General features: G+C 40.6%; 7 protein-coding genes and 4 tRNA genes. All 11 read right to left on the bottom strand.

All coding sequences use genetic code 11. The features are described 5' to 3' along the window. Window positions 1-139: GTP-binding protein (locus JGE69_RS17480; RefSeq protein WP_227545342.1), on the bottom strand; the 139-nt coding region annotated here is incomplete at its 3' end. 147 nt (window positions 140-286) lie between these two features. Beyond that, window positions 287-361: transfer RNA gene (locus JGE69_RS17475), tRNA-Thr, on the bottom strand. A 13-nt stretch (window positions 362-374) separates the two neighbouring features. Then, window positions 375-450: transfer RNA gene (locus JGE69_RS17470), tRNA-Gly, on the bottom strand. Window positions 451-487: 37 nt separating this feature from the next. Continuing rightward, a tRNA-Tyr gene (locus JGE69_RS17465) sits at window positions 488-571 on the bottom strand. 54 nt (window positions 572-625) lie between these two features. Further along, a tRNA-Thr gene (locus tag JGE69_RS17460) sits at window positions 626-701 on the bottom strand. Between the two features lie 98 nt (window positions 702-799). Then, window positions 800-2293 (bottom strand): anthranilate synthase component I, encoded by a 1494-nt coding sequence (gene trpE / locus JGE69_RS17455; RefSeq protein ID WP_005079406.1) that lies wholly within the window; start codon window positions 2291-2293, stop codon window positions 800-802. Window positions 2294-2401: 108 nt separating this feature from the next. Then, window positions 2402-3070, bottom strand: coding sequence for a phosphoglycolate phosphatase (locus JGE69_RS17450; protein WP_005079407.1), 669 nt, complete (start codon window positions 3068-3070; stop codon window positions 2402-2404). A 66-nt stretch (window positions 3071-3136) separates the two neighbouring features. Continuing rightward, window positions 3137-3763, bottom strand: a complete 627-nt coding sequence (locus JGE69_RS17445) for an FHA domain-containing protein (RefSeq protein WP_002121153.1) — start codon at window positions 3761-3763, stop codon at window positions 3137-3139. A gap of 40 nt (window positions 3764-3803) precedes the next feature. Beyond that, window positions 3804-6080 carry a type II secretion system secretin GspD gene (gspD, locus tag JGE69_RS17440; protein WP_199114141.1) on the bottom strand — a complete coding sequence of 759 codons (2277 nt, stop codon included), beginning with the start codon at window positions 6078-6080 and terminating at the stop codon, window positions 3804-3806. A gap of 41 nt (window positions 6081-6121) precedes the next feature. Further along, window positions 6122-6958 (bottom strand): type II secretion system protein N, encoded by an 837-nt coding sequence (locus JGE69_RS17435; RefSeq protein ID WP_199114143.1) that lies wholly within the window; start codon window positions 6956-6958, stop codon window positions 6122-6124. Continuing rightward, window positions 6958-7701 (bottom strand): type II secretion system protein N, encoded by a 744-nt coding sequence (gene gspN / locus JGE69_RS17430; RefSeq protein WP_032005861.1) that lies wholly within the window; start codon window positions 7699-7701, stop codon window positions 6958-6960. Before gspN ends, JGE69_RS17435 begins: the two co-directional genes overlap by 1 nt. Window positions 7702-7818: the final 117 nt, after the last annotated feature.

The raw sequence follows: 7818 nt of genomic DNA, 5'->3' as shown, positions 1-7818 counted from the left end.
AATCTTTCGCTTCACCGCCGTAAGTTTTTGCACAAATTGTTGCAATCGCAGCAGTTAAAGTTGTTTTACCATGGTCAACGTGACCGATTGTGCCCACGTTTACGTGTGGCTTATTACGTTCAAACTTAGCCTTAGCCATGTTTATAGTCCTCGTTTACGTCGAACACAATTCTGAGCAAAAACTCAGCATCGACATATCGCCTAAAAAATCAAACACCCAATACTTGAAAAGCAGACTAATAAGCCTGCTTTTTAAATCTTTGTAGAAAATCTACTAAACTGTATCTGGAGCTCTTATCGAGATTTGAACTCGAGACCTCTCCCTTACCAAGGGAGTGCTCTACCACTGAGCTATAAGAGCGATTATCCTTCGATGGAGCGGGAGACGAGGATCGAACTCGCGACATGCAGCTTGGAAGGCTGCCGCTCTACCAACTGAGCTACTCCCGCACTGTGTTGGTATATATACCACTTCAATCGAAGTTAATGGTGGTGAGAGAAGGATTCGAACCTTCGAAACTTTCGTAGCGGAGTTACAGTCCGCCCCCTTTGACCGCTCGGGAATCTCACCATATCACACTTATTTCAGTGTTGTTCTTTACTTCACAACTACACACCTTTAAGATGGTGCCGGCACACGGATTCGAACTGTGGACCTACTGATTACAAGTCAGTTGCTCTACCAACTGAGCTATGCCGGCTCTTCTTAGTGTTTCGTACGTTTCGTATCGGAACGGTGTGCAGTTTAGCAAAACTTCCAAACGATGCAAGCGGTTTTTTAAAAAAAACCGCTAAAAACTCATAAAATCAATCCGTTTGATGATAATTCAACCGCTTTGATCACTGCGCGAGCTTTTATTTGCGTTTCATTCCATTCAGATTCAGGATTTGAGTCCGCGACCAAGCCTGCTCCAGCCTGCACATACACTTTTTTATCTCGAATAACACAAGTACGGATTGCAATCGACATATCCATTTCGCCGTGCCATCCTAAATATCCCACTGCCCCACCAAACACACCTCTTTTCACAGGCTCAACTTCATCAATAATTTCCATTGCACGAATTTTTGGTGCACCCGATAAAGTACCTGCTGGGAAAGTTGCTTTAAATACATCTAGCGCATCGATATCGTCACGAACTTCGCCTTGCACATTTGAGACAATGTGCATGACATGTGAATAGCGTTCAATCACCATTTGATCCGTTACTTGGACCTTACCTATTTTTGATACGCGTCCCACATCATTTCGACCAAGGTCAATCAACATTAAATGCTCAGCGATTTCTTTTTCGTCAGAAAGCAAATCTTTTTCTAGCGCAATATCTTCTTCTTTAGTTTTACCACGCGGTCTGGTCCCCGCTAAAGGCCGAACTGTAGCAATGCCATTTTCCAAACGAGAAAGAATTTCTGGCGACGACCCTACAATATGGAATGGCTTTTTATCAGTAATCGTTTGCCCTTGTACCAAGAATAAATAAGGCGATGGGTTCAAATGACGTAAAGCACGATAAACCTGTAAAGCCTCCCCATCGAAATCAGAAACCATACGCTGCCCTGGAACAACCTGCATCACATCACCAGCACGTATATATTCTTTAACTTTTTCAACTGTCTCTAAGAATTTCGCTTTACCAGTAATTGATTCAAAATGTGGAGGTGTATGTGGCTTAGCTTGCAAACTAACTGGAGTAGCTAACAACTGCTCTAATTGATCTAATTTTTGCTGAGCGTCTTCATAAGCATTGCTCTGCTCTGTATCCGCATGAACAATTAAAAATAAAGTATCTTTAAGGTTATCAAAGACTATGACTGTCTTTGATAGCATTAACCATAAATCCGGCAATGTAATTGGGTCAGCTGTAGGAACATTCTTTAAACGTGGCTCGATATAACGGACTGCGTCGTAGCCTAAATAACCTACTAATCCGCCCGTAAAACTCGGTAAGTTTGGCAAGAGCTCAGCAGATGGCACTTTAAATTGCTTCTGAAATTCACGAATATACTGAAATGGGTCTTGGCAATCTTGTTGTGTAATTGAGCCATCAGCATGTTGTATAGACAGAACACCTGCATTACATGAGAAAACCGTCGACTCACCTAAACCAATCATAGAATAGCGCGCCCAATTTTCGCCACCTTCGACTGACTCAAATAAATAAGCTTGCGTGTGGTCTTTAAAACGAGCAAAAACAGATAAAGGAGTTTCTGTGTCTGCTAGGCGTTGGCGATAAACTGGAATCGTGTTGTAACCAGCAGCCTTAAGTTGCTCGAATTGCGCTAATGTTGTCATGAATTTTCTCTAATATGGTTTCGATTTAAAAGTGTGTTTTTCTAGATTCGGTTTAGACACGCCATCGAAAAACCATACGCTTATTCATTCTGATCTCCATTTCATTCATTAGATAATTAACTCAGCAAGACTATCAACAACTTGCTGAGGTTGGCAATCATAGATATTTTCTCCATGATTATAGCCATAGCTAACCACAATACAATCAATTCCAGCACGACGTGCAGCCTCAATATCATTACTTGAATCGCCAATCATTAACGATTGTGAAGCAGATATTTTTAGGCTTTGCATGCAATGCAATAATGGTAATGGATGAGGTTTTCTCTCCGGTAAGCTATCCCCGCCAAGTACGACTTGAAAATATGGAGAGAGCTGTAAAGCATCAAGTAAACCTTGGGCAAGTTGTACAGGCTTATTGGTAACGCATGCCATTTGTATATTCAAAGTTTTACAATGTTTTAAAAACTCGGTTACACCAGGATAAATTTGAGTATTTACACAGAGTTCTACACTATATATATCAATAAATTTTTGTAATAAGACTTTGTGCTGTTCAGGATCTAATTTTCCAAAAATATGAAGCAGAACACTTTCACAGAGTTTTGAAGCTCCTTTACCCACCCATTCTCGTATTTGAACTTCTGTTACCAATGGCCAACTTAGCGCCTCTAAACTTAAATTCATAGACCGATACAAATCAGCAGCAGAATCAACCAACGTCCCATCTAGATCAAATAAAATTAAATCGCGCTTACTTAGTTGTGCAACAGACATCTTTTTTCTACTCAAAATTAAAAAGGCATGCGTTTAGCATGCCTTGATTGTAAAAGCAGCAACGGATTATTTAAAGAATAACCATGCCAATACAGCTAAAATTACTAAAATAATAATAGTGATTAAACCAACTGAGGCATTCTTTTGTTGCTCTTTTTCTTCAGCAACACGAGAAACCGGTTCATCAAAAGCGATAGGTGTTTGCTGTTGTGCATTAACATCTACACCCTCTGGAATAGGTGCAGGCTTTGGAATAGAAATATTCTGCGGCATACCATCGCGACGAACTTCTACTTCTGCGGCACGCTCTGCAAGGCTCGGCATTCCTTGATCGCTTAAATCTGGAGAGGATGTCGTATTTACAGGTTCGGCTTCAATTTCGGGTAATTCCGTGATTTTCTGTGCAGGAGCCAATACAGAAAATTTAAAACTAGCAAACTGAACAATATCACCATCATGCAACTGCTTTTCTTGCTCAATACGAATATCGTTTACAAATGTGCCATTCGATGAATTAAGGTCTTGTACCCATAGCGCTTGATCTTTCAGAAGCAATGCAGCATGGCGACGTGAAATTTCAGCAGCTTGTAACAATACATCAGCATCTTGATGACGCCCTACCAACATATCACGATCAACATTAATTTCTTGGCCAGTAATTTCACCAGTAATTGCTTGTAGTTTCCAAGTCATGCATATGTCCTATTCATTTTTTATCAATCATAACATGCTACTACTGTGCTGTGCTTGGGCGCAGTGTCGTTGTTGTTACTGTATTTTTAGTACGATTAACTTCAGGATCAGGTAACTGCAAGGTTTGCTTTTGAACTGCTGGCTCTACCGCTACAGGTGTAGTTACCGTCGAGGTTTTTCCACCTGAAGGAACCTGTTGATAATTTTTTGGCTGAGAGGCAATACTAGGTGGTGTCATCTTTTGATTATAGACATCATCAACCTGCTCAGGCAGTTTTGCAAAATTGCCGTTTTTATCCATAGCCAATTGCAAGCTATAAAGCTGGCTATAGCGCTGCTGAGACAAACGGCGCACATCATTTGCATCACCCACAATTGTTGGGTGGATAAAAACAAGAAGGTTACGTTTTACATTACTTCTATTATCTGAGCGGAACAATCGACCAACATAGGGAATGCTACTTAACCCAGGTATACCTTGTCTTGAAAGTGACGTGTCATCCGACACCAAACCACCAAGCACTACTGTCTGTCCATGTTCAGCCAAAACAGCAGTTTTAATGGCACGTTTACTTGTCACCAAGTCAGCCGCTTGTCCACGACTGTCTTGAACAGCAGAGACTTCTTGTTCTACTTCCAGACGAACTGTACCACCTTCACCGATATGTGGAACGACTTTTAATGTCACACCGACATCTTTACGCTCAACCGTGGTGTATGGGTTAATACCTGTACTGTTTGTAGTGACCGATCCTGTTACAAAGGGAACGTTCTGACCAACAACAATATACGCCTCTTCATTATCCATCGTCACAATGGATGGTGTCGAAAGCAAATTTGATTTGGTATTAGTTTTAAGTGCTTGAATTAATGCACCATAGGCCTTACGAGAATTCTCAAAATTACCCAGAGCCAAGGTTGCCCCATTACCTTTATTAGCGCCACCAGCGATAGCTGATGCAGCCCCAGCCGAACCACTCGATAAATAACCAGCAGCAATAGAAGATAAACTAGCACCTACATTACTAAAGCTCAGCAAACCAATCCCACTAGATAAATCACCTAGTGCCCATTGAATACCAAGTTGATCTGCATCATCTCCTGACACTTCGATAATTGCAGCTTCAATCAGAACTTGCTGACGGCGAACATCAAGCTGCTGAATAGCAGATTCAATTTCGCGCATTAATTGAGGATCTGCCTTAACCACTAACGAGTTTTGGGCATTATCCGCAATAATACTCACACCATTTTGGCTAAAGCTAGAGATACTGTTCTGATTATTATTGTTCGAATTACCGTTTAGATTAATAGATGGCGTAGAAATTGAGCTACCATTTGAACCAGAGGTATTTGAACTAGAATTCTGGTTATTACCCATCAAATTATTGATCGGATTCGATGAATTAGAAGAACTGTTATTACTATTTGACGAAGAAACAGCTTGTCCTGTTACGAGGCCTTGCAAAATCTCAGATAAATTTTTTGCACTTGCATATTTCAATCGAAAAACTTTTAAACCACCTAAACGGTCGGCCGAAGGCACATCCAGCATTTCAATCATGTGGCGAATGCGCTTACGCGTTTCAGGATCACCCTTAACTAAAATACGATTGGTTCGATTGTCTGCAATAATACGGATACGTGCACCATTAAAATCTTTAGATGCTCCCGTAGCACTCATGGCCTCAAGTTGAGTAATGATTTCTTCCGCTTGGCTCGATTGAAGGTTTATTGCCTCAATATCATTCTGGCCAGTACCATCTAAATTACGAATAATATTTTCAAGTTGATAAATATTTGCCGCACGGTCCGAAACAATCAGCGCATTAGTCCCTGCAATTGCAGCCATATGTGCAAATTGCGGCATTAATGGACGAAGTGCTGGAATTAAATCATTAGGATTGGTGTTTTCAAGCCAAATGACGCGGGTAACAATCTGATCACCACGCAATTTATTTCGCGAGTCGTAAGGAATTCCCGAATTTTTAACATTGCTATCTGGAACCAGCTTAATGGTGTTACCCGAAGGAATTGCCACTACCCCATTCACATTTAAGACCCCAAGGAATAGGTCGTAAACTTCATTTTTATTGAGGGGTTTATTCGATATTACTGTGACATTACCACGTACTCGTGGATCTACTGCAAAGTTTTTACCCGTAATGTCTGCCACTTCATTAATAAAAGCAGTTAAGTCAGCATCACGTAAATTGATCTTCCATGTTTGGGCATAGACGCTGCTGCTCACTGTCGCAATCAATGGGGCTGCTGCAAGTAATGCCCAAAGTGGACGTTGATGATTCAATAAAGCCATAACTTGCGATAATTCCTAACTCTTATGGTGACGTGTTATCACTAAAAATTTTGTTGTATGGTCATCACTTGATCACCACGTTTTATTTCTATTTTCACTTGCCCAGCTCGACGAGCCTGTTCAAGTAACTGCACATCCGTTTGTCCCTGCCCAACCGTTTGACCGTTTAAAGAAACAATCCGATCACCCGGCCTTAAACCTAACTTATTTCGAAGCGCAGTGGGTGTACGTTCTGTAACTTCAAAACCCTCACTGGAGTTCCCACTAACACCCATGTCACGTAGATATTGTTCACGGTTGCCTTGCATTTGCTGAATGGCTTGTCCTAACGCCTCTTGAGTCGTATTAACAGGTGCCGATGACTGAGGCGCAATAGCAGTTGGCTGTGAGGCATCTGGCGTCATAGGTTGATATAACCCGTTTGGCAAACCTTTAAACTGAAGTTCACGAGTACTTCCATTACCTTGACGCAATATCACGTGATCCCAATAAACTTCTGCTAACTGATAAGATGTAGAACCTATTGTTTCTCCTACCCGATATCGGTCAGCAATATTATCTAGCTTAATAACAGCCGAAGAAAAACGGTTCGGATAACCCAGCATTACACCTTGTAATTCTAGGTTGACATTTTCCTGTGCTGCATTGGCTGAAGGTTCATTAAAAAGTGAAAAAGTACTAATGTTAGGAATTTGTGGCTGCTGTGATCCTAACTCGACCCGATCAAATTGCATCATTTGAGGAGGCGCAATTACCCACCAAAATAATGAAGCTAATTTCCAACACAACCATAAAATTAAAAAGGCAAATACAACTACACTTAACCGATCTAATTTTTGCCACTGTAATTGCTGTAATTTCTCAATCCATACTTTCATTAGTTACCCCCTTGTATTAAGGGTTGACGAGAACTAATGACAAACGTATCTAAACCAGCTTTTCCATCATAAGATGGAATATTAAGTAATAATCTTTGGGTGAGCTGCACATCAAGCATCATGTTGGCATCTAATAAGAGATTCGCCATTTTTTGACTGCGTTGATCACGTATATCAACTTGTAATTGACCATTTTGATCCGTTAATTGGCCATTTAAAGAAGGCATATTCATACGGTCTTGACGATCACCAATATTATAAATTAAAGCACCGCCACCCCAATGTAATTGACCATCAACTGCGGCGAAACCCTGCTCTTTCTTATAATTAAACTCAATATCTTTCAGTTGAATGCTGTTCGTAGGCCATTGCCAATTCACAATTTGTTTTAATGTTTCAGGCGCAATTTGACCATTCATAGCCTTTACAATTACTTTTTTCCCCACACCATAGCCCATTACCCCAGCTAATTGGGTATTACCACTATGGATATCTACATCAGCAGCGAACCTTAATAAAAACAGGTCAAGAGGTCTAGTTTTCCAATGAATCGAACCTCTCAAAGTACCACGCCGCCAATCTGCTTGGCCTTGCCAGATATTTCCACTTACATTGTGTAGAGTTTGATTATTCTTTGAAAATTTAGAAATAAGCCAAGTCGCCGGGATCTGTAAAATAATAAAAATTAAAAATGCAATGAGGGCAAAAAACCACCACTTCCATTGCTTAGACTTTTTCTTCATTCAGCCTTACCAACATGCAAATTATCGTCCTTATTTTGAGAGTAGCTCCCTAGTCTGACATTATGCATACTTTTTCAACATCGCCAATTCACTTCATATAAAAAAACCAAGCAATCG

Origin of the sequence: Acinetobacter sp. C13, assembly GCF_016809775.1 — a bacterium.
In the GTDB taxonomy this organism is placed as follows: Bacteria; Pseudomonadota; Gammaproteobacteria; order Pseudomonadales; family Moraxellaceae; genus Acinetobacter; species Acinetobacter pittii.
The sequence above is the reverse complement of the archived record's forward strand: the minus strand, read 5'-3'. Positions and strand labels throughout refer to the sequence as shown.